At 37.1% G+C, this 380-nt stretch carries 1 protein-coding gene; it reads left to right on the top strand.

All coding sequences use genetic code 11. The features are described 5' to 3' along the window. Positions 1–380, top strand: a 380-nt coding sequence (locus E0D98_RS26050) for an energy-coupling factor transporter transmembrane component T (RefSeq protein ID WP_131891561.1), incomplete at both ends; no start/stop codon positions are given.

Here is a 380-nt window from a genome sequence, read left to right as displayed (position 1 = left end):
AAATACTTCTGTACAGTGCCTTTAGCAGTTCTATTTTTGATGACAACGCACCCCAGTCAATTTGCTTCAAGCCTTAATCAAATTGGTGTTCCTTATAAGGTGGCTTATGCCGTTAGTTTAACACTACGCTACATTCCAGATGTTCAGGAAGAATTTTACATGATTCGAATGTCTCAAGAAGCGCGAGGACTTGAATTATCTTCAAAAGAGAAATTGATGAAACGTATTAAAGGAAATTTACAAATTGTGATTCCTTTGATTTTCAGTTCTCTTGAACGTATTGACACGGTCTCAACAGCGATGGAGTTGCGCCGTTTCGGGAAAAATAAAAAGCGTACTTGGTACACTTATACAAATTTCACTTCAGCAGATATTATGAC

The organism is Escherichia sp. KCJ4928 (assembly GCF_004352695.1).
GTDB lineage: Bacteria > Pseudomonadota > Gammaproteobacteria > Enterobacterales > Enterobacteriaceae > ECMA0423.
The sequence above is the reverse complement of the archived record's forward strand: the minus strand, read 5'-3'. Positions and strand labels throughout refer to the sequence as shown.